Below are 18,228 nucleotides of genomic sequence, written 5' to 3'. Positions count from 1 at the left end.
AAGCATAACGAGATGAGAGGCTTGTAAGCGATCCGCTTCAAGCCTTTTTCTATGCGCCAATGTAGCTAACAAAAAAGGCCGGCAAATATGCCGGCCTTTTTGCAATGAATTGAAGTGGTTTTTAGCCGCCTGCAAACTGATAAACAGCCTGACCTTGCGCAGCATCCAGATCTTCTTCAGCTGGAGCATCGGTGAATGGCAACTCAAGCGTCTGCCATACATCCACCAGAGCATCACGCAGGTGGTCAATCAGAGCATCGTTGTGAACTGGACCCGGAGTGATGCGCAAACGTTCTGTACCGCGTGGAACTGTTGGATAGTTGATTGGCTGAATGTAAATGCCATGCTTATCCAGCAAAAGGTCGGTTGCCTGCTTACACAGATCAGGATCAGCAACAAGCACCGGAATGATGTGCGTGTCAGAAGGCATCACAGGAAGACCTGCCGCTTTCAACACGTCTTTCGTGCGCTGTGCCTGACGTTGTTGGCCTTCACGCTCTACGCCGGATTCTTTTAGGTGCTTGATGGAAGCTGTTGCAGCCGCAGCAAGTCCTGGCGGAATAGCAGTTGTGAAGATAAAGCCCGGAGCATAAGAGCGAACCGCATCAATGATGGTCTGAGAAGCGGTGATGTAACCGCCCATCACACCAAATGCTTTCGCTAGAGTACCTTCAATGATGTCGATGCGATCCATAACATTATCGCGCTCAGCAATACCTGCGCCGCGTGGACCGTACATGCCAACAGCATGCACTTCATCGATGTAGGTCATTGCATTGTACTTGTCGGCAAGATCACAAATGCGCTCGATCGGTGCGATATCGCCATCCATGGAGTACACGGATTCAAACACGATCAGTTTTGCGCGGTCGTTTCCAGCAGATTTGAGCAGGTCTTCAAGGTGCTCAAGATCATTATGTCGCCATACTTGCTTGGAAGTTCCTGCGCCGCGAACACCCGCAATCATGGAAGCGTGGTTCAGCTGGTCAGACAGGATCAGGCAATCAGGAAGCAATTTTGCAATTGTTGAAATGGACGCTTCGTTGGAAACAAAACCGCTGGAAAAGACGAGGGCACCTTCTTTGCCATGCAAATCAGCAAGTTCTTCTTCAAGCTGTACCAGAGGGTAGTTCGTGCCTGAGATGTTACGCGTGCCGCCTGCGCCTGCTCCCATACGCTGAACGGTTTCCGTCATGGCATCAATAACTTTAGGGTGTTGGCCCATCCCGAGGTAGTCGTTTGAACACCAAATGACGATTTCACGGAGGTTTTGATTTTCTTTACGCCAGAGAGCGTGTGGGTGACGCCCTGCAATGCGTTCGAGATTAGCAAATACGCGGTACCGTTTTTCATCCTTCAAAGAAGCAATCGCTTCATTGAAGATATTTTGGTAGTCCATTTTTTGCCCCTTATATTGCGGCGGTATTATTTGGCGATACTTTAGAGTTAGCCTAAACTTAGCGATAATCCTTATCCCTGTCGAAGGACACATTGACGCGGTCCATGGAATTGCGGATTTATCAAAGGATATTTTCACCTAACGCATATCAGCCTATATATATCGCAGACATAGTCTTTGACATAGAACTATAATTGGGCAGTCTTGCAATTTGTTTTGTTCTCTGCCACACCTTGTAACTAATAACTGAATTTCTGTTCTAATTTAATTGGGTTACGTCAAGTGACCGGGGCATGACTGCGTGAGTATAGACCTCTCATCCTTATCGTTTTTGGTGGTTGAAGACAGCGCTTACATGCGCACAATCCTGCGTACAATGCTTCAGAGTTTTGGGGCCCGGAAAATCGTCGAAGCGGAAGACGGGGCTTCTGGTCTGGAAGCGATGGATCGCGCTAATCCGGATATCCTGATTCTCGACTGGGTTATGCCAATTCTCGATGGTGCAGACATGGTACGCATGATCCGTACCCAGAATAATCCGTACGCTTATATCCCAATTATTATGGTCACAGCTCATACTGAGCGCAGTCGCATTATTGAGGCCAGAAAATTGGGCATTCACGAGTTGCTGTGTAAGCCAATCTCCGCCAAGTCGCTCTATCAGCGCATTGCCTCAATTATTCTTCAGCCAAGAGATTTTGTGAAAACAGCAGGTTACTTCGGCCCCGCACCGCGTGAAGTCCGCGGACACAAGAAGAACTGGGACGGAAATAGCATGATTGGCGAAGCAAACTCAGCCACCATGGTCTGAGCTCTCTTATCCGTAATCAAACATGCAATACCTCCTTGGAAGCGTCGAGCTGCCCCCAAGGTGGATCACCCGTGACGCCTACAGAGCGGAGAGGGCCTTGATTGCCTGGTCCCATTTTTCTGATGGAAGACTGGATACCAATCGGATGAGTTTGGCGAACTCTGCTTCTTCAAGTTGATAGCGAAGCATCTGTAACTCTGCTTCGGAAAACTTTCCGTGTGCTGCTGTTGGGACATCTGCGTCGATGACTGCCTGATCCATTTTTACCTCCTGAAACTCCAACAAAATGAATATCAGCGGACACTTGCACGAGAGCTCATGCAGGTGCGCTTGGGCGGCATACCCTCTTCCCCGATCCGCAAAACGGTTGGTTGGAAAACTACCCCAATACGCCCCCAAGACCACAGAAACGTCGCAGGACTCCCGCCACATGTAAACCAACTCCAAGATGAAATTTGGTCGAATTGTGGCACGTTGTATCTCAGACACAGTGCCGCAAGGGCAGGTGAGGCTCAGCTCAATGACGTGGAATTTTATTTCATTGAGCTGATATTTATGTGTTCAGGTGAGTTTGTTTGTTTCGCGGCTGCTTTGGATTATCGATGGATTACCGTTGATAAGTGCGATTACTCGCCCTCAGAAAAGTCTGTGCGACAGAGAAGGCTCACGGCAGAGTTGTAAATTGTTCTAAAATTCTTTGATTTTTTAAAATCAGATTTCACAGCAAGAATGCGATATGCCTGATGCAGTTCAGTGAAATGATCAATTGTGAAGAAGAATGGTGCTGCCGGAGAGATTTGAACTCTCGACCTCTCCCTTACCAAGGGAGTGCTCTACCCCTGAGCTACGGCAGCGCGCCGAAATTTGTGCAGTGCTGTTAGAAGAATGGTGCTGCCGGAGAGATTTGAACTCTCGACCTCTCCCTTACCAAGGGAGTGCTCTACCCCTGAGCTACGGCAGCATCGCATAAATATGAAGCACTTAAGCGCTTCTCATATCTTCCAAACCAGCGTATTTTGCAACGAGGTAAGTGCTCCGCAGGAAGTGCCCTCGGAACGAGGAGGCTTATGTCATAACCCTTTTAAACCTGCAAGGGGTTTTATTGGCAGTTCTGTGGAAACTGAATAACACAGCGAAATGAGAGCATTGCCATGCACTTGTCGTATATTAGGGCACTTGGCTTCAATCCCGTCCTCGTGTACCTGTTGAGCATGACAGATTCAAAGAAAACCGAAACGACGGGCAACCAGTTAAAGTCCGCAGCAAAGCCAAAAAGCGACCCAAAAGCAGATCGTTTGGCCGAAGCCTTACGTGCCAACCTACGTCGTAGAAAACAGGCTGCTAAGAAGAGCACTGACGAAGACTAGAGATTGCTGTATGCGCTCTACCCAATAGCGAGGGCGTTAAGTAAAAATCTAGCATTTATCGCTAAATTGGAAATATATGGAAATCTCGCCGAAAACTGCAGGTTTTGGGCGGAGTAGGATATTGCGGTCCTTGTAAGTCTTGCTAATGCGAAATATCAGCAGGATCTATTGGGGAAAACCGTTGGGGAAGAAACTAGGCAGAAGCGCTGCCTTGCTTATGCCACAGCCCTGATGTTAGTGGACACGATCAATTCTTCTTCAAATTTGTGTTTCCCGCCGCGGGCTTTATTGGGGTTATAGAAGTATGGACAAAATTCGTATTGTTGGTGGCAATCAGCTTAATGGTGTTATTCCGATCTCAGGCGCGAAGAATGCTGCGCTGCCTTTGATGATCGCGTCACTGCTCTGCGAAGATACGTTGACCCTTGAGAATGTGCCCCGCTTGCGTGATGTCGCACTTCTCACTCAGATTCTCTCCAACCACGGAGTAGACTATTCGGTCGACGGGAAACGGGCTGGTCAGGATACAATGACCGGTCAAACTGTTCACCTGAATGCCAGCAACATCGTCGACACAACTGCTCCATATGAGCTCGTGTCCAAAATGCGTGCAAGCTTCTGGGTCATCGGTCCACTGCTCGCACGTATGCATACAGCTCGTGTGTCTCTGCCAGGCGGTTGTGCAATCGGTACCCGTCCGGTTGACTTCTTTATCGATGGTCTGAAAGCACTTGGCGCTGATATTGAGATGGATCGCGGCTATGTTCAGGCAGATGCCAAAGGCGGTCTGAAGGGTGGCCGGGTTGTCTTCCCGAAAATCTCTGTAGGTGCAACACATACAGTCATGATGGCTGCGACATTGGCCAAGGGCGAAAGCGTGATTGAAAACGCCGCTCAGGAACCAGAAGTCACAGATCTTGCAAACTGTCTGATCGGTATGGGCGCAAAGATCGAAGGCGCAGGCACGGATACGATCCATATTCAGGGCGTAGACAGTCTGGGTGCACACCGCCATCCAGTTATTCCTGACCGCATCGAAACCGGCACCTATGCCATGGCCGTGGCGATGACGGGCGGTGAAGTAACTCTGGAAGGCGCACGCGGCGATCTTCTCGAAGGTGCATTGGATGTCCTGCGCCAGACCGGCACAGAAATCACTGAAACCAATATGGGTCTCAAAATTAAACGTAACGGAGCTGGTATCAGCCCGGTAGACGTTTCCACTGAGCCTTTCCCGGGTTTCCCAACAGATTTGCAAGCACAGTTCATGGCGCTCATGACCCGCTCCAAAGGTGTGAGCAAGATCACTGAGAACATCTTCGAAAACCGTTTCATGCACGTTCAGGAACTGGCACGTCTTGGCGCCAAGATCACACTGGACGGGCAGGTGGCTTCTGTTGAGGGTGTTGAAACCCTGCGCGGCGCTCAGGTCATGGCAACAGACCTTCGCGCATCTGTTTCTCTCGTCATCGCTGGTTTGGCAGCAGAAGGCGAAACGACGGTCAGCCGTGTCTATCACCTTGATCGCGGCTTTGAACGGCTGGAAGAGAAGCTGTCGCGCTGCGGTGCCGTGATCGAGCGTATCTCGGCCTAACAAAACTGAAGCAAAAGATTTAAACCCGGTCTGTTTTTCAGTCCGGGTTTTTTCATGGAGATTTTCTCAAAGAAACTGGATCACACCTTCATGCTTGAAATCTGCTCCGTTCATTCATAGATGTTTTTCTGTAAATTGTTGTAATAGTAAGGATGTCTTGCGCTATATACGGTGCGCGAGGCTAGGAAAATCTGCAAGGGATCAATATGGAACAGGTAAAACCAATGAAGCTGATGGCGCTGGATCAGGAAGATTTGCAGATCATCTCTTCCATGGTGCAGGACAGTGTTCTGAAACTCGCAGATATCAAGTACTTACCTGCCGAGCGCCGCCTGGTGCTGACTATGAACCGATACCTTTGGGAAACAGACGAAAACAACCAGAAAAGAAGAATGCGCGCACGCTCCGTTCTTTCTGTTTCTCGGGTTGATGCAGTCAAAGCTCAGAAAATCAACCAGACAAACAAAGACATGGTCCTGTCTTTGCTCTGTGTGCTGTTTGAAGAGACAAATGCACCAGCGGGTCAGTTGAAGCTTGAGTTTTCCGGTGGGGCTGCTATTGCAGCAAATATTGAGTGCATCGAAGCACAACTGGCAGATCTGGGCTCCGTTTGGGAAACTGAAAGCAGACCTGAACATGACCTAGAAGGCTAGTTGGAAAGCGCGGGATAGTTTCGTAAAATCCCGACACAACCTGAAGGCTTGGACTGCATCTCTAAAAATCTGACATCATCTCGGGAAAAACAGTCCCGGGAACTATAGTAAATTGGGAACGATAACGTGGCGATTAAGCTCTCCTCAAAGTCTGAAGGTTTCGAAGAAGAAATCCGTGCCCTGCTTGGAAGCAAGCGGGAAACTTCAGAGGATGTGGATCATATCGTGCGCGACATCCTGCGGGATGTTGAGTTGCGCGGTGATGCGGCTGTGCTCGAGTACACCAATAAATTTGACCGCATGTCGGCCAAATCTATGGACGAGCTGAAAGTAACTGAAGCAGAGATTGAGGCAGCTGTTGCGCAAATCCCTGCTGAAACACTGGAAGCCTTGCAGCTTGCCCATGATCGTATTCGTTCCCACCATCAAAAGCAGCTGCCTGAAAGCTACACCTACAAAGACGCCATCGGCGTAGAGCTGGGTGCCATCTGGACTGCAGTGGAAGCCGTTGGTGTTTATGTCCCCGGTGGTCTTGCCAGCTATCCATCCTCCGTCCTTATGAACGTTGTCCCTGCGAAAGTGGCTGGCGTTGAACGGATCGTAATGGTGGTTCCAAGCCCTGATGATGTGCTCAACCCACTCGTGTTGGCTGCAGCTAAGATGTCCGGCGTCTCCGAGATCTACCGCGTAGGCGGCGCTCAGGCTGTTGGTGCACTGGCATACGGCACAGAAACGATTGCACCGGTCTCCAAGATTGTTGGCCCTGGCAACGCATACGTTTCAGCAGCAAAGCGCCGTGTATTCGGAACTGTCGGCATCGACATGATCGCCGGCCCATCCGAAATCCTCGTTGTAGCTGACAAAGATAACAACCCGGACTGGGTCGCCGTCGATCTGCTCTCTCAGGCAGAGCATGATCCGGTGGCACAGTCCATTCTCATCACGGATAGCGAAGAGTTGGCGGGAGCTGTAGAAGAGGCCGTTGAGCGTCAGCTCACCACGCTGCCACGTGCAGATGTTGCGCGTCAGAGCTGGAATGATTTCGGCGCGATCATCACCGTCGACAATTTGGATGACGCTATGGTGCTCTCCAACCGTTTTGCACCGGAACATCTTGAACTGTGTGTTGATGACCCTGATGCGCTGCTGCCAAAAATGAGAAATGCTGGTGCTGTCTTTGTTGGGCGTTACACTCCAGAAGCGATCGGCGATTATGTGGGCGGTTCAAACCATGTGCTGCCGACAGCTCGCTCGGCCCGTTTCTCCTCTGGCCTTTCTACGCTGGAGTTCGTGAAGAGAACCTCGCTTCTGCGCTGTAACCCGGAAAATCTGGCACAGATCGGCCCCGCAGCCGTCATGCTGGCAGAAGTGGAAGGCCTGCAGGCGCATGGACGTTCAGTCTCCATCCGCTTAAACCACTAGTTAACTGATCCAGTAAGGAAAAGATCGCTTGATGCACAAGGAAGTCCCTGTAAACGAAGAACAGAGACAACAAGGAATAGAACGCCTTTTTGAGGTGGTCCTTGATCCGGATTCTATTGTGCGCGCCGACAAAGACGTCGAGCGGGAGCGAAAAATTGCGATCTTTGATCTGGTCGAGGAAAACATGTTTTCTCCGGTCGGGCCCGATCAGGGCCCGTACCGACTGGATCTTGCTATGATCAAGCGCAAGCTTGTATTGGGAATCCGCGATGAAATGGGAAGCGAAATAGCAACCCATATCCTCTCGCTCACCCCTTTTAGGAAGATCATTAAAGACTACTTCATGATCTGTGAGAGTTACTACGATGCAATTCGTAGTGCCTCTCCCAAGCAGATTGAAGCAATCGATATGGGGCGTCGTGGACTGCATGACGACGGGGCCTGCATATTGGAAGAACGCCTGAAAGGGAAAATCACCATCGACCATCAAACCGCCCGACGACTGTTTACGCTCATTTGCGCCTTGCAGCACCGGGGGTAAGTATGGCCGAGTTTATGTCACGGCCAAGTTCCATCCTGTTTATCTGCAGAATGAACGCCGTACGCTCTCCGATGGCAGAGGGGCTGACCCAGCTGCTCTATCCCAAACAGGTCTATACACGCTCCTGTGGCGTCTTTGCAGGCGAACGTGATCCGTTTGTCGATTCTGTTATGGATGAACTTGGGATGGACCTGAGCAATCACCATCCCAAGACATTTGAGGATCTGGCTGAGGACGGGTTCGATCTTATCGTTACACTCGCGCCGGAAGCACATCATAAGGCATTGGAGCTGACACGTACGCAGCATGTGGATGTTGAGTACTGGCCAACGATCGATCCAACGGTAGCCACAGGAAGCCGTTCACAGATCATGGATGCGTACAGAGCGGTGCGTGATACGCTTAAGAGAAAGATAGAACAACGTATGCAATAAGCTGCTGAAAATGCTCTACGCGTGGCCTTTGCATGTGTTTTCCACCCCAAAACATGGAATATGCGGTAAAACTCGTGAAACTGCCCTCCAAGAAATGGTGGTAGCCTGTTCACTTTTGACGAGTTATCCGGTAGGTTCCGCGAAAATTCCATTTAACAAATCAGGAATCCTAATGGCTAAAGAAGAAATGCTGGAGTTTCCAGGCGTCGTCGTCGAACTCCTTCCTAATGCGACTTTTCGTGTGAAACTTGAAAACGATCACGAAATTATCGCTCACACTGCTGGTCGTATGCGTAAAAACCGTATTCGCGTTCTGGCTGGCGATAAAGTGCTCGTGGAAATGACACCATATGACCTGACAAAGGGTCGTATCACCTATCGCTACAAATAAGCGATCCACTGAGCGCGGGTTCATGATGAACCTGCCTTAGTTGAGCTCTGGTCTGTAAATTTATCGGGGAACTGGCATATGACCAAAGAACTGCCGTTAGTATTGGCCTCCGGGTCACCACGTCGTCTGGCGTTGCTTCAGCAGATTGGTATAGAACCGGAATTCCTCTTGCCCGCAGACATTGATGAGACGCCTGTGCGTGGGGAAAGCCCGCGCGCGCTGGCTCAAAGACTTGCACGCGGCAAAGCCGCCGCTGCACGTGTTCTGATCGACCGGGATGACGAAAAAGCGCATTCCCTCATCCTGGGGTCTGACACGGTTGTTGCAGTTGGTCGCCGCATCCTGCCAAAGGCCGAGAGCAAGGAGCAGGCAAGTGTCTGCCTTCAACTGCTTTCTGGTCGCATGCACAAGGTTTACACCGGCGTTTGCGTGAACATGCCTGATGGTGTGGTTCGCACAAAACTGGTTGAAACCCGTGTGAGGTTCCGTCGTCTGTCTTCTCATGACACGGAAAAGTACCTCGCCTCAGGGGAGTGGCGTGGCAAAGCAGGCGGCTACGCTATTCAGGGCCTTGCTGGTGCGTTTATCGCACGTGTGATCGGGTCTTACCCAAGTGTTGTCGGTTTGCCTCTACTGGAGACCGCAAGCCTCTTGCAGTCAGCTGGCTATCCAACTCAAAAGACATGGGACGAAGACGCCGTTCCTGCTGCATAGGCAGGAGAAGGCTAAAGCTAACGCGCGAACCCACCCACAGTTTGCACGTACCGTGGTGATAGGCTTGCGAGCGCGTTGCGCAGCTCCTGTGTTGGCTTGCCGTAAACTGTCATACCTGTCGGGTGCAGTGTGTCCATAAACTGCTTTGCATATGTGTTGGAGAACCACGTCAGGTGCAGCATTGCCGAATTGCTGTCCTTAAAGCTCGTAAAAATCTCGCAGGATTGACCATCTTCACTCAGGTACCAGACATAGGCTGTGGTATCACCCTGCATCTGCTGGACTGCTTTCACCATCTCCACCATCAGTCCTTCAAAGACTTTTGGTTCTGCGGTGGCCAGGTGCGCTGTTAGAATCCAAGAAACTTCATTGTTCATTATACGCTTCCCCGGTTTTCGCGAGATACTCTCAAACTCATACAGAACTCAGAGCGTATCCCTGAAAAGTGGTTCTGGTTTTCGAATAAGGATACGCACATGTTCAAAAGTGCCTGCCTGTGAGTAATATTAGTCTGAACTTTAATCGCTGCAAAGTTGTTTGCACCTAAACTGTTTAACACCTTAAATTTAGGAGATAATTTCCAGTTGTGAAGAGGTGGGTGACGCATCGTTACTCTTAATTCGGCAAAACCGTCAAAATGATCTGTTTTTATCTCTTGATGTCCTGCGTAATTCTGGCTAGAGGCACTGGCAGATGCTCTGCTGAGCCGGATAGGCGAACAGTCATGTCGTCGAAGATCAAAACTAGCAGTTGAGAGAGATGATGAAGAAGCCATCAGCAAAATGCCCGATCTGCGAGAAACCAGCACAAGAGGCAACAAAGCCGTTTTGCTCAGACAGGTGTAAACAAGTGGATCTCAACAAGTGGTTGAGTGGTCACTATTCCGTACCCGCAGTTGAGGAAGAGTTCTCTGAAACTGATATCTCTGACCTAGAAAATTCACGTATTCTGCACTGAGCATTTGGGGATAAATATTTCGAGAATCTAAGGGTTTTTTCGATAAATTTTACCAAATTAGGGCGTTTTCTACCTCTGATTTATTGAGCCAACAAGTTGATATATTATAAGGATTCTCAACAATCCCACCCCTTGTAATGGATGCTAAAAAGGCTCGCGATAAAAAAGTCAGGCTCTGAATTTTTTTTCAGTTAGATGGCGAAATATATCTCCTTTAGTCTTGTGCCTGTCACAGTTATGGGCAATTGTACCGAGCGTGTTCTTGGGAGGTTTGCGCGGATATAGAGATTCTCGCGTAGCCGTCTCGTTAAATTGCTTGGGGCAATTGAATAAAGGCAAGACCTATGAAAAAGCATCTCTTGGGCGCAACTGCGCTTTTGTTGTCTTTTGGCGTTTCCGCGCCGGCTATGGCAGAATTTGATCTGACCATTTTGCATACGAATGATTTCCATTCCCGCATTGAGCCAATCAACAAGTACGACTCGAACTGTTCCGCAAAGGATGATGCAAAAGGCAAGTGTTTGGGTGGCACTGCCCGTTTGGAAACAGCAATTAAAGAGCGCCGTGCGGCTGCGAAAAACTCTATCCTCGTGGATGGGGGTGACCAGTTCCAGGGTTCTCTGTTCTACACTTACTACAAAGGTAAGGCTGCTGCTGAATTCATGAACACTCTTGGTTACGACGCAATGACTGTCGGTAACCACGAGTTTGACGATGGCCCAGAAGTTCTCCGTGGCTTCATGGATGCTGTTGAGTTCCCTGTTCTGCTTGCAAACGCTGACGTTTCTAAAGAAGCGAAACTCGTTGACGTTCTGATGCCAACCGCGATTGTTGAGCGCGATGGCGAAAAGATCGGCCTGATCGGTCTGACTCCAGACGACACCAGCGACCTTGCAAGCCCAGGTGAGCATGTTCACTTCTTCGACCCAATCCAGGCAGCAACCACTCAGGTAGCAAACCTGCAGGCTGAAGGCGTGAACAAGATCGTTGTTCTGTCTCACTCCGGTTATGACGTTGACAAGAAAGTTGCTGCTGCTGTTGCTGGCATCGACGTGATCGTTGGTGGTCACACCAACACATTCCTGTCCAACACCTCTGACCGCGCTGAAGGCCCATACCCAACTTGGGTTGAAGGTCCGGACGGAAAGAAAACTGCGATCGTATCTGCATACGCTTACGGTAAGTTCCTCGGTGAGCTGAACGTGAAGTTTGACGACAACGGCGACGTTGTTGAAGCCGTTGGTGAGCCAATCATCATGGATGCAAAGGTTGCTGAAAACGAAGCAATCAAAGCACGCATCAAAGAACTTGCTGGTCCGCTTGACGAAATCCGCACCGAAGTTATCGGCGCAACTGCAGCACCAGTAGATGGTGACCGCAAGTCTTGCCGCGCACGTGAGTGTGAAATGGGTGTTCTCGTAGCTGACGCTATGCTTGCAGCAACCAAAGATAAAGGTGTTCAGATTGCAATCACCAACGGTGGTGGTCTGCGTGCTTCCATCGACGCTGGCGAAGTAACCATGGGTGAAGCTCTGGCAGTTCTTCCTTTCCAGAACACTCTGGCGACTTTTGAACTTCAAGGTAAGTTCATCAAAACCGCTCTGGAAAACGGTTTGTCCAAGATCGAAGAAGGCGCTGGTCGCTTCCCACAGGTTGCTGGTCTGAAGTTCACCTTCGATGCGTCCAAGCCTGCTGGTGAGCGTATTGTTGAAGTAACTCTGGAAGACGGTTCTGCAATCGAAGCAGACAAGGTCTACAAGCTTGCAACCAACAACTACGTTCGTAACGGTGGTGACGGTTACAAGATCTTCTCCGCAGAAGGCAAAAATGCATACGACTACGGTCCAGGCCTTGAGTTCGTACTTGCTGACTTCCTGAAAGCGCAGGGCGGTGCATATGAGCCTAAACTGGCTGGTCGCATCACTGACGCAACTGCAAAATAAGCTGATCTTGTTGAGCAGATGAAATTAAGCCGGAGGCACACGCCTCCGGCTTTTCTTTGTCTTGCTCATTATTGCTCTTTTTAAACAGAGGCTTGCACAAAAGCGCATTGACCCCTTACAAATATGCAGCTTCAAAATCTCAAAAGGCGTGTGAACGTGAGCATTCTCGAAACGGAACAACAAAGGCTCATTGATCGTTTTCACGCGCAAAAGCCAATCCGCTCATGGTCGATGATCATCTCGATCTTTGGAGATTGCGTTGCGCCGCGTGGTGCTGAGCTCTGGATGGGGAACATCACCGAGATCATGCAGATGGTTGGGGTCAACTCAGGTGTGGTCCGCACGGCTATGTCTCGTCTGGCCAACGATGGCTGGTTGGAGCGCACACGCATTGGCCGCAACTCGTTTTATCGCCTGACCAAAATGGGTCGCGAGACCTTTGATCAGGCAACGCCCCGCATTTATGCTCGTGGTCCTGCCAAAGGTAATGGCAGTTGGATCACAGCAATTTTGAGTGAGGGAGAGGGGCGTGCTGAACGCCGGGAACATCTGACAGATCAGGGCTTTGGCGTGATTGCACCGAACGTGTTGATCAAACCAAACATCGGACAGCAACTGCCCAAGTCTTCCGACAAGATCGTGTTTATGCAATCCACGGCACCGCCAGAAAGAGCCGTGCAGCTTGCCCGGCAGGCCTGGAATCTGGAAAGCCTGCAACAGGGCTATCACGAGTTCATTGAGAACTACAGCGGCCTGCAAGCGCTTCTTGAGTGCGGCGCGCGCGCTCCTATTGCGCCGGAAACAGCTCTGATCATCCGTATCATACTGATCCATGACCTTCGGCGACTGGTTCTCAGAGATCCGGAATTGCCTCTGCAAGCCCTGCCAGAAAAGTGGGCGGGAAGTGTTGCACGAGAGCTTGCAGCAGGCATCTACAACACTCTCAGAGACCACGGTGAGATCTGGCTTGATTCTAACGCCAAGAATGCAGAAGGCACGCTGCCACCTCCTGAGCCCGCTTTTTTTGAACGGTTCCAACCTTTGTAATCATTAGCGAATTTAGAATTGTCCTAAAATGCACTCTTAAATGTTACAGAAAATACTTGTGAGAATGATATTCTGTGACATATTGAAGCGGAAACGAACATTGGTGTGCTCTTGGGAGGGACCTTACCTATGTATACGCAAGCATTGAACAACCCGGCTGTTGAAGCTGGTGTTGAGGACGAAGAGAAGCTTGCTGCTTTTCAAGCTCGCATTGATCGTGAAGAGAAGATTGAGCCCAACGACTGGATGCCAGCAGCCTATCGCAAGACGTTGGTTCGGCAGATCTCTCAGCATGCGCACTCCGAAGTGGTTGGCATGTTGCCAGAGGGCAACTGGGTGACGCGTGCTCCGTCCTTGAAGCGCAAAGCCATCTTGCTCGCCAAGATTCAGGACGAGGGTGGACATGGCCTCTACCTCTATTCTGCCGCAGAAACTCTGGGCGTTTCCCGCGAAGAACTGGTCGATCAGTTGCTGAGCGGCAAAGCCAAATACTCTTCCATCTTCAACTACCCGACCCTCAACTGGGCTGATGTTGGTGCTGTCGGCTGGCTGGTCGATGGCGCCGCGATCATGAACCAGATCCCGCTATGTCGCTGTTCTTTCGGACCTTATTCCCGCGCGATGATCCGCATCTGTAAGGAAGAGAGCTTCCACCAGCGTCAGGGTTACGATCTTCTGGTTGCCATGATGAAAGGCACAGCGGAGCAGCAGGAGATGGTTCAGGACGCTGTCAATCGCCTCTGGTGGCCTGCACTGATGATGTTTGGCCCGTCCGACAAGGACAGCAAGCACTCAGCTGATAGCATGAAGTGGAAGATTAAGCGCTTCACCAACGATGAACTCCGTCAAAAGTTCGTCGATGCCACTGTGCCTCAGGCAAAGGTTCTTGGCATTTCTCTGCCGGATCCAGATCTCAAGCTCAACGAAGAAACTGGGCACTGGGAGCATGGTGAGCCGGACTGGGACGAGTTTTACAACACCATTAAAGGCAATGGCATCTGCAACAAGCAGCGGATGAAAGACCGCATCAAGGCGCATGAGGACGGTGCCTGGGTGCGTGAGGCTGCGCAGGCGTACGCTGCAAAGCAAGCCGCAAAGAAATCAGCTGCTTAAGGGAGGGCGGAACATGAGCGAACAAGCAACACCACTTTGGGAAGTTTTTATCAGAGCACGCAATGGCATGTCCCATAGACATGCCGGTTCTGTCCATGCAGCTGATGCGGAAATGGCATTGCAAGCAGCGCGAGACGTTTACACACGCCGCGGAGAAGGGCTGTCTATCTGGGTTGTCCCGTCAGCAGCTATCATCGCGAATGATCCGGACGAGAAGGGCGAGATGTTTGAGCCAACAGCTTCAAAGATCTATCGCCACCCGACATTCTATGAGTTGCCTGACGAAGTCGCGAATATGTAAGGAGGCCATGATGACAGATACGGCACTATTTACATATTGCATGCGGCTGGCTGACGATTCCGCAATCCTGAGCCAGCGACTGGGCGAGTGGTGTGGTCACGCTTCTCATCTGGAAGAAGACATCGCACTCACCAATATCGCGCTCGATCTCATTGGTCACGCCCGCGAGCTCTACACCTACGCAGGTCAGATCGAAGGCAAGGGCCGTGACGAAGATGCCCTGTGTTTCCATAGGGTTGAGCGGGAGTTCAACAACCTTCTGCTTGTCGAACAGCCCAACGATGACTTCGCGTATGCCATCATGCGCCAGTTCCTCTTCTCTGCGTTTATGCTTCCTTTCTGGGAAGCAATGATGAGCTCGAAAGACGAACAACTGGCAGGTCTGGCCGCAAAGGCAGAAAAGGAAGCAACCTACCATCTGCGCCATTCTGCAGAGTGGGTGATCCGTCTGGGCGACGGCACCGAGGAAAGCCACAATCGTATCAATAACGCGCTGGAGTTCCTCTGGATGTACACCGGCGAGATGTTTGAGTGTGACGAGGTTGTATCATCGTTGGTTGCCGAAGAAGTTGCCATAGACCCTATGTCTATCAAGCACTTATGGGACGAGACGGTGAACACGGTTCTGGTCCGGGCCAATCTGGAACGTCCAACAGAAAGCTGGATGCAGACGGGTGGCCGTAAAGGTGAGCACAGCGAGCATCTGGGACATATTCTGTCGCCAATGCAGTATCTGCAGCGCTCTTTCCCGCAAGCCCAGTGGTGATCGGGAGCTAACCCATGGCAGTTGCAGCGAAAATTCTGAGATCTGAGTTGGACCAAAAGGCCTGGGATGCGGTGTGCGATGTGCCCGATCCCGAAGTGCCGGTGCTCACTATTGAGGATCTGGGTGTTCTGCGCGATGTGCACGTGCAGACTGATGGCTCTGTGCAAGTGAGCATCACACCAACCTACACAGGTTGCCCGGCCATGAGCATGTTCGCTTTCGATATTGAAGCGGCTTTGCTCTCTGCAGGTTTTGAGAGGGTGGATGTCAAGACCGTCCTCACTCCAGCCTGGACCACCGATTGGCTCACAGAAAAAGCGCGTGAAAAGCTAAGGGTTTACGGCATTGCACCTCCAAACGGCAAGGCATCACGCCGGGCCTTGTTTGGTGAGGAACAAGTCCGTTGCCCCAAGTGCAACTCTGCCAAGACCAGACGTATTTCCGAGTTTGGCTCGACCGCTTGCAAAGCGCTTTACCGCTGCAATGATTGCTCCGAGCCTTTTGACTATTTCAAGTGCATCTGACCCGTTCGCCTGAAGGCACCGGTAGATGTAAGGGAGGAAACCATGTCGCCACGGTTTCATAGATTGAAGATCAAGTCAGTCCATCAGGAAACAGAGGAAGCTGTCTCTATCGCCTTTGAGATTCCTGCGGACTTGAAGTCAGATTATTCTTTTATTCCAGGGCAGTACCTCACCCTGCGCGAATTTATCAACGGCGAAGATACACGCCGATCCTACTCCATTTGCTCGTCTCCCAAGGATGATGACATCCGCGTTGCGATCAAGAAAGTGGAGGGTGGCCGCTTCTCAAGCTTTGCTCTGGATCATGTCTCTGTTGGCAATGAGATTGACGTGATGACCCCAATGGGCCGCTTCAATCTGCCAAGAGGAACCACTGAAGATGCAAGGGTTTACGCCGCATTTGCAGCAGGGTCTGGCATCACGCCAATAATGTCCATGGTGCAAGCTGTGCTGGAAGACGAGCCGAACAGTCATTTCTTCCTGTTCTACGGCAACAAGAATTCTCAGAGTGTGATCTTCAAAGACCAGCTTGATGACCTGAAGGATCGCTTCCTCGATCGTTTGAGTGTCTACCATATTTTGTCTCGTGAAGAGCAGGAACTGAGCCTCTTCAATGGTCGCTTAACCTCTGAAAAAATTGAGGAATTCATCACAAAGACCGTTGGCGAGAGTAGCATCGACCACGTCTTCCTTTGTGGTCCGGGTGACATGATCGAGGCCGCCAAACAAGTCTGCCAAAGCCATGGTATTCCTTTGGAGCACATCCATAACGAACTGTTTGTACCTGCAGATGGCAGTGATCCGCACGCAGCTCATAAAGCTAAGGATTCCAGCGCTGTAGACCATAAGGCCAAGGTCTCCATGATCGTTGATGGTGCACGCCACGACGTCACTTTGGAGCCGGGTGAAACCATCATTGATGGTGCCCTGCGGTTGGGCATAGAAGCACCGTTCTCCTGTAAGGGCGGAATGTGCTGCACCTGCCGCGCCAAGGTGGTCTCCGGGAAAGTCGACATGGCCGTTAACTACTCGCTGGAACCATGGGAGATTGAGGCAGGCTACGTGCTCACTTGCCAGTCCAGACCGAAAACGGATGATGTAACAGTCGATTACGACGACATCTGATCTATCAAACAGCCAGTTTGCGTTGGTTTGAAAGGAAAAGCCGGAATTTGCGTTATTCCGGCTTTTTTTGCGTTCTTATGCTTGCTGAGCACTCTCAGACAGCTTTGGCACTGGAATCGGGAACACCAGATCGTAAACCCAGTTGTAGACGAAGGCGTAGATCAGGAAGAACACCGCAAAGCCGATATCAAGCAACAATGCCTGAACGAAATTCATCTGCAACCACCACATGATTACAACGATGCCGAACCCGAGCAGTCCGCCCTCAAACAGAAGGGCGTGCACAACGCGCAGAGCGATGGTTCTTGGCTGGGTACCGCGGTTGGCCACATACCAATTGTCGAAGAGCCAGTTGTAAACAAAGTTCCAGCCCATGGCGATCAGGGACATGATCAGTCCGAGAACACCGATTTCTGCAAGGGAATGACCCGTAATCCAGCTTCCGAACACTGCGACGATTGAAAGGGCGATCCCTTCAAACAACACGGAGTGCCGAACTCTGTCCCAGAAACTTCTCATGTCACACCTATCTTTCTAAGTAGCTTTCTGGATAGATATATTCAAACTATCTTTCTGGCAAGGTTTAATTTAGAAATCCGATAAACTGTGATGAGGATCTCATGTCGAAAGCCTACCCAATGGGCAAAGCCCTTGAGCAAATGCGCCAGAACTGGCCGGAAGCTGTCTCTATTGAAACAGAGCTGTTTCTCAGTATGAACCGGTTCGCCGAAATCCTCGACCAGAACTGCACGAAAGAGTTGGAAGTCTACGGTCTGACCAATGGCGCTTTTGAGGTGCTGGTGGCACTGCGAGGCTGTCCTGAGCCATGGGAAATGTCCCCGAGTGATCTGTACCGCGCTCTGCTGATGACATCAGGCGGCATGACCAAAATCCTCAAGCAGCTGGAAGCGGATGGTCTCGTGACACGTATTGACCACGACACCGACAAACGCAGCAAGATCGTACGTCTAACAAAGGCGGGGAAAGCCACTGTCGAAAAAGCCATGGAGAGCGTGATGGCCGGCGACCGCCGCGTGATCTACCAGAACCTCACCAAAGAAGAAGTCCAATCCCTCCGCGACACACTCCTCAACGTGGTTGTGAAGCTAGGCGTGTAGGAGAGGAA

At 50.8% G+C, this 18,228-nt stretch carries 22 protein-coding genes and 2 tRNA genes; 18 read left to right on the top strand and 6 right to left on the bottom strand.

What is annotated here, in order from left to right; all coding sequences use genetic code 11:
* Positions 1-121 precede the first annotated feature (121 nt).
* Entirely contained in the window at positions 122-1,399 is a 1,278-nt protein-coding gene (gene hemA, locus BM231_RS04555; RefSeq protein WP_093517172.1) for a 5-aminolevulinate synthase, read from the bottom strand.
* 301 nt (positions 1,400-1,700) lie between these two features.
* On the opposite strand from hemA, the gene BM231_RS04550 reads away from it, so the two are divergent.
* On the top strand, positions 1,701-2,210 hold the full coding sequence (locus BM231_RS04550) for a response regulator (protein ID WP_084403607.1): 510 nt from the start codon (positions 1,701-1,703) through the stop codon (positions 2,208-2,210).
* A gap of 78 nt (positions 2,211-2,288) precedes the next feature.
* Here the strand turns inward: BM231_RS04550 and BM231_RS04545 are convergent, their stop codons facing one another.
* The 3 genes from BM231_RS04545 to BM231_RS04530 form a co-directional block, all read right to left on the bottom strand.
* Entirely contained in the window at positions 2,289-2,471 is a 183-nt protein-coding gene (locus BM231_RS04545) for a hypothetical protein (protein WP_057464977.1), read from the bottom strand.
* A 518-nt stretch (positions 2,472-2,989) separates the two neighbouring features.
* Positions 2,990-3,064: transfer RNA gene (locus BM231_RS04535), tRNA-Thr, on the bottom strand.
* 32 nt (positions 3,065-3,096) lie between these two features.
* Positions 3,097-3,171, bottom strand: a tRNA-Thr gene (locus BM231_RS04530).
* 190 nt (positions 3,172-3,361) lie between these two features.
* Between BM231_RS04530 and BM231_RS04525 the strand changes: the two genes are divergently transcribed.
* The 8 genes from BM231_RS04525 to BM231_RS04490 all read left to right on the top strand — a co-directional run bounded on the left by BM231_RS04525 (position 3,362) and on the right by BM231_RS04490 (position 9,326).
* Complete coding sequence (locus tag BM231_RS04525) at positions 3,362-3,577, top strand: hypothetical protein (RefSeq protein ID WP_093517170.1); 216 nt, start codon at positions 3,362-3,364, stop codon at positions 3,575-3,577.
* A 304-nt stretch (positions 3,578-3,881) separates the two neighbouring features.
* A complete protein-coding gene (gene murA, locus BM231_RS04520; RefSeq protein WP_063310018.1) occupies positions 3,882-5,171 on the top strand; it encodes a UDP-N-acetylglucosamine 1-carboxyvinyltransferase in 1,290 nt (429 codons plus the stop codon).
* 206 nt (positions 5,172-5,377) lie between these two features.
* Entirely contained in the window at positions 5,378-5,824 is a 447-nt protein-coding gene (locus tag BM231_RS04515; RefSeq protein WP_057464980.1) for a DUF2948 family protein, read from the top strand.
* A 126-nt stretch (positions 5,825-5,950) separates the two neighbouring features.
* Complete coding sequence (gene hisD, locus BM231_RS04510; protein ID WP_093517169.1) at positions 5,951-7,246, top strand: histidinol dehydrogenase; 1,296 nt, start codon at positions 5,951-5,953, stop codon at positions 7,244-7,246.
* Positions 7,247-7,277: 31 nt separating this feature from the next.
* A complete protein-coding gene (locus tag BM231_RS04505; RefSeq protein WP_093517168.1) occupies positions 7,278-7,787 on the top strand; it encodes a UPF0262 family protein in 510 nt (169 codons plus the stop codon).
* Between the two features lie 2 nt (positions 7,788-7,789).
* Positions 7,790-8,221, top strand: coding sequence for an arsenate-mycothiol transferase ArsC (locus BM231_RS04500; protein WP_208860086.1), 432 nt, complete (start codon positions 7,790-7,792; stop codon positions 8,219-8,221).
* 172 nt (positions 8,222-8,393) lie between these two features.
* On the top strand, positions 8,394-8,612 hold the full coding sequence (gene infA / locus BM231_RS04495; RefSeq protein WP_008549604.1) for a translation initiation factor IF-1: 219 nt from the start codon (positions 8,394-8,396) through the stop codon (positions 8,610-8,612).
* A 78-nt stretch (positions 8,613-8,690) separates the two neighbouring features.
* On the top strand, positions 8,691-9,326 hold the full coding sequence (locus BM231_RS04490) for a Maf family nucleotide pyrophosphatase (RefSeq protein WP_063310022.1): 636 nt from the start codon (positions 8,691-8,693) through the stop codon (positions 9,324-9,326).
* Positions 9,327-9,343: 17 nt separating this feature from the next.
* On the opposite strand, the gene BM231_RS04485 is transcribed toward BM231_RS04490, so the two are convergent.
* Positions 9,344-9,703: a hypothetical protein gene (locus BM231_RS04485; protein ID WP_057464984.1), complete on the bottom strand. Its 360-nt coding sequence runs from the start codon at positions 9,701-9,703 to the stop codon at positions 9,344-9,346.
* Between the two features lie 382 nt (positions 9,704-10,085).
* On the opposite strand from BM231_RS04485, the gene yacG reads away from it, so the two are divergent.
* From yacG to paaE, 8 genes are all read left to right on the top strand, one after another.
* Positions 10,086-10,283: a DNA gyrase inhibitor YacG gene (gene yacG, locus BM231_RS04480; RefSeq protein ID WP_063310024.1), complete on the top strand. Its 198-nt coding sequence runs from the start codon at positions 10,086-10,088 to the stop codon at positions 10,281-10,283.
* A gap of 344 nt (positions 10,284-10,627) precedes the next feature.
* A complete protein-coding gene (locus BM231_RS04475; RefSeq protein ID WP_093517167.1) occupies positions 10,628-12,226 on the top strand; it encodes a bifunctional metallophosphatase/5'-nucleotidase in 1,599 nt (532 codons plus the stop codon).
* A 156-nt stretch (positions 12,227-12,382) separates the two neighbouring features.
* Positions 12,383-13,273, top strand: a complete 891-nt coding sequence (locus tag BM231_RS04470; protein ID WP_093517829.1) for a PaaX family transcriptional regulator — start codon at positions 12,383-12,385, stop codon at positions 13,271-13,273.
* Positions 13,274-13,402: 129 nt separating this feature from the next.
* Positions 13,403-14,386: a 1,2-phenylacetyl-CoA epoxidase subunit PaaA gene (gene paaA / locus BM231_RS04465; RefSeq protein ID WP_093517166.1), complete on the top strand. Its 984-nt coding sequence runs from the start codon at positions 13,403-13,405 to the stop codon at positions 14,384-14,386.
* A 13-nt stretch (positions 14,387-14,399) separates the two neighbouring features.
* Entirely contained in the window at positions 14,400-14,687 is a 288-nt protein-coding gene (paaB, locus tag BM231_RS04460) for a 1,2-phenylacetyl-CoA epoxidase subunit PaaB (RefSeq protein WP_054664467.1), read from the top strand.
* Positions 14,688-14,694: 7 nt separating this feature from the next.
* The gene (paaC, locus tag BM231_RS04455) at positions 14,695-15,453 is read left to right on the top strand and encodes a 1,2-phenylacetyl-CoA epoxidase subunit PaaC (RefSeq protein WP_093517165.1); all 759 of its coding nucleotides are present in this window, start codon (positions 14,695-14,697) and stop codon (positions 15,451-15,453) included.
* 14 nt (positions 15,454-15,467) lie between these two features.
* Entirely contained in the window at positions 15,468-15,977 is a 510-nt protein-coding gene (gene paaD, locus BM231_RS04450; RefSeq protein WP_093517164.1) for a 1,2-phenylacetyl-CoA epoxidase subunit PaaD, read from the top strand.
* Positions 15,978-16,019: 42 nt separating this feature from the next.
* Positions 16,020-17,102, top strand: coding sequence for a 1,2-phenylacetyl-CoA epoxidase subunit PaaE (gene paaE / locus BM231_RS04445; protein WP_093517163.1), 1,083 nt, complete (start codon positions 16,020-16,022; stop codon positions 17,100-17,102).
* Between the two features lie 75 nt (positions 17,103-17,177).
* Here paaE and BM231_RS04440 read toward each other — a convergent pair whose 3' ends face one another.
* Entirely contained in the window at positions 17,178-17,621 is a 444-nt protein-coding gene (locus tag BM231_RS04440) for a PACE efflux transporter (protein WP_093517162.1), read from the bottom strand.
* 101 nt (positions 17,622-17,722) lie between these two features.
* On the opposite strand from BM231_RS04440, the gene BM231_RS04435 reads away from it, so the two are divergent.
* Positions 17,723-18,220: a MarR family winged helix-turn-helix transcriptional regulator gene (locus BM231_RS04435; RefSeq protein WP_093517161.1), complete on the top strand. Its 498-nt coding sequence runs from the start codon at positions 17,723-17,725 to the stop codon at positions 18,218-18,220.
* Positions 18,221-18,228 lie beyond the last annotated feature (8 nt).

The sequence above is a fragment of the Pseudovibrio ascidiaceicola genome (assembly GCF_900114245.1).
Lineage (GTDB): Bacteria > Pseudomonadota > Alphaproteobacteria > Rhizobiales > Stappiaceae > Pseudovibrio > Pseudovibrio ascidiaceicola.
This window is presented reverse-complemented; position numbering and strand designations above follow the sequence as displayed.

What these genes read in the sequence shown, in the direction of transcription:
- paaD (WP_093517164.1), top strand. Translation starts at nt 15,468, where the DNA reads ATGGCAGTTGCAGCGAAAATTCTGAGATCTGAGTTGGACCAAAAGGCC.
- BM231_RS04500 (WP_208860086.1), top strand. Translation starts at nt 7,790, where the DNA reads ATGGCCGAGTTTATGTCACGGCCAAGTTCCATCCTGTTTATCTGCAGA.
- BM231_RS04490 (WP_063310022.1), top strand. Translation starts at nt 8,691, where the DNA reads ATGACCAAAGAACTGCCGTTAGTATTGGCCTCCGGGTCACCACGTCGT.
- BM231_RS04440 (WP_093517162.1), bottom strand. Translation starts at nt 17,621, where the DNA reads ATGAGAAGTTTCTGGGACAGAGTTCGGCACTCCGTGTTGTTTGAAGGG.
- BM231_RS04505 (WP_093517168.1), top strand. Translation starts at nt 7,278, where the DNA reads ATGCACAAGGAAGTCCCTGTAAACGAAGAACAGAGACAACAAGGAATA.
- paaA (WP_093517166.1), top strand. Translation starts at nt 13,403, where the DNA reads ATGTATACGCAAGCATTGAACAACCCGGCTGTTGAAGCTGGTGTTGAG.
- BM231_RS04515 (WP_057464980.1), top strand. Translation starts at nt 5,378, where the DNA reads ATGGAACAGGTAAAACCAATGAAGCTGATGGCGCTGGATCAGGAAGAT.
- infA (WP_008549604.1), top strand. Translation starts at nt 8,394, where the DNA reads ATGGCTAAAGAAGAAATGCTGGAGTTTCCAGGCGTCGTCGTCGAACTC.
- BM231_RS04485 (WP_057464984.1), bottom strand. Translation starts at nt 9,703, where the DNA reads ATGAACAATGAAGTTTCTTGGATTCTAACAGCGCACCTGGCCACCGCA.
- BM231_RS04545 (WP_057464977.1), bottom strand. Translation starts at nt 2,471, where the DNA reads ATGGATCAGGCAGTCATCGACGCAGATGTCCCAACAGCAGCACACGGA.
- murA (WP_063310018.1), top strand. Translation starts at nt 3,882, where the DNA reads ATGGACAAAATTCGTATTGTTGGTGGCAATCAGCTTAATGGTGTTATT.
- paaB (WP_054664467.1), top strand. Translation starts at nt 14,400, where the DNA reads ATGAGCGAACAAGCAACACCACTTTGGGAAGTTTTTATCAGAGCACGC.
- hemA (WP_093517172.1), bottom strand. Translation starts at nt 1,399, where the DNA reads ATGGACTACCAAAATATCTTCAATGAAGCGATTGCTTCTTTGAAGGAT.
- BM231_RS04435 (WP_093517161.1), top strand. Translation starts at nt 17,723, where the DNA reads ATGTCGAAAGCCTACCCAATGGGCAAAGCCCTTGAGCAAATGCGCCAG.
- paaC (WP_093517165.1), top strand. Translation starts at nt 14,695, where the DNA reads ATGATGACAGATACGGCACTATTTACATATTGCATGCGGCTGGCTGAC.
- paaE (WP_093517163.1), top strand. Translation starts at nt 16,020, where the DNA reads ATGTCGCCACGGTTTCATAGATTGAAGATCAAGTCAGTCCATCAGGAA.
- yacG (WP_063310024.1), top strand. Translation starts at nt 10,086, where the DNA reads ATGATGAAGAAGCCATCAGCAAAATGCCCGATCTGCGAGAAACCAGCA.
- BM231_RS04525 (WP_093517170.1), top strand. Translation starts at nt 3,362, where the DNA reads ATGCACTTGTCGTATATTAGGGCACTTGGCTTCAATCCCGTCCTCGTG.
- BM231_RS04475 (WP_093517167.1), top strand. Translation starts at nt 10,628, where the DNA reads ATGAAAAAGCATCTCTTGGGCGCAACTGCGCTTTTGTTGTCTTTTGGC.